This is a genomic window from Sphingomonas sp. CFBP 13706 (assembly GCF_014842355.1).
GTDB classification, from domain to species: domain Bacteria; phylum Pseudomonadota; class Alphaproteobacteria; order Sphingomonadales; family Sphingomonadaceae; genus Sphingomonas; species Sphingomonas aerolata.
The window spans coordinates 1-1,577 of sequence record NZ_JACYVM010000051.1; the positions used below are offsets into that span (position 1 = coordinate 1).

1 protein-coding gene and 1 pseudogene are annotated in these 1,577 nt (G+C 58.9%); both read right to left on the reverse strand.

The features are described from left to right. Positions 1-167 precede the first annotated feature (167 nt). Positions 168-1,043, reverse strand: a complete 876-nt coding sequence (locus IFS44_RS21570) for a polysaccharide deacetylase family protein (protein WP_192100184.1) — start codon at positions 1,041-1,043, stop codon at positions 168-170. Between the two features lie 237 nt (positions 1,044-1,280). Next, positions 1,281-1,472: pseudogene (locus IFS44_RS22540) on the reverse strand (DUF5694 domain-containing protein); the annotation flags it as partial. Positions 1,473-1,577 lie beyond the last annotated feature (105 nt).

Sequence of the window (1,577 nt, forward strand, 5' to 3'; positions counted from 1 at the left end):
ATCCCGATGCCGACGCAGATGGCACCCGCCTGAGGCGCCGCGCGCGTCTAGCTCTGTTGCAAACTACGGGCCTGCCCGCGGCCGATCCCAGCTTTTTCAACACAATCGGGCGTTAGCGGAATGGCCGCTTTGCCAAAAAGATCCTGATCGAGAAGCGTGGCTGTGATTTAAGGCGTCTCGCCGGCATATGTGCCGACCCAAACGGGCGGCTCCTGTTCCAGCCGCCCATCGACTTTCACCTTTCGCGCCCGTGCCCATCGATACGCCCACATGGGCCCGAACTTCGACGCGGCGACAGGCGTGGAATAGGCTGGATCGCTTTGCGCATCACTAAGCGATACGAACCTGTAACCGCCTGAACGGAACAAGCCGAGCAGCGGTTGTATCGTTGCCGCATTAAGCCTGTTGGCGTGCAGGAGCATTATCGCGGGCACCTCGCGTCTGAAAACCCTTCGGCACAATTCGGCGTAATAGTCGATTTGGATCCGGCTATGATCCAGATAGGCGCGCTCAACCCTGCGCATCATGGCTCGGTCCCGCTTGGCAAAGGCGCGCTCATAGGCATTGTTGAACAGGTAATCGGAGGTGTCGATGGTCGATGCGGCAAGCCTGTATCCGTGATCGGCAAGGAGCTTTTCGATCGCGGCTCGCTTGGGCTCGGTGTCGCCGATATGGTTGTAGGGAAAACGGAAGAACGGGATCGTCCGACCGGCCGAAGACGCCATCGGCCGGATGGTGGCTTCGCCCTTCAAGACCTCCCACTCGACACTTCCAGCGTCGAAGTCGTTGCTGTCAAAATGGCTGTAACCGTGGTTGCCGAGTGCAAGCAGCCCCTTGTTCCACTTGGCAAGCAATAGCGGCCCGGCAGGCCCAAGCGCCTCTACCTTATCTTCGTTTACGAAGCCGGTTGCCGGGACATGGGCGCGTTGCAACGCTTGGACGATGCGACGCTGCGCGTCGATCGCGGCCTTCGTCGACGGGTTCGATCCGGCGCTTACGTAGGGAAGGTCGTCAAAGGTGATCGCAACGATGCGATCAGCCACGCGGGGCGGGGTGCCTTCAGCCGACGCGACGACCGGAGATACGATGAGTCCGGCGAGGGCAAGAAGGGACGCTAGGACTGGACGTGACTGACGGCGTGCGGGATTTACCTCCATGCCGAGGCATATAGCCGATGACCGTTCTGAATGAAAAGTTTCCCGAAATACCATCGATCCCGAGAAGGTTGATCCCCTTTCGCCTGCCGTTCCCAGTCAGAAAGGCTCAAACCCCGATCGAAGCTAACGCAGCACGGGCTCTACATCGACCAATTTGACGTCGCGCATTTGGTTTAAGTACGCTTCGTAATAGGGTTTGTGCGACGCGCCGACGATCGCGACCAATCTTGTTCCCGGCGCGCGACCGAGAACTTCGCGGATATTGGCTACCATTCGGAGATTTCGTGTTTCCCAATATCCGACATAGCTTGCGCCAAGTGGGGAGCGTCCGCAACTGGGCGAAATCGGAATGGCCAGAAATGGTGGTCAACGGACAGGCCGCTTTTGGGTACGAATGTGGCGATAGCTGCCGTTAACAGA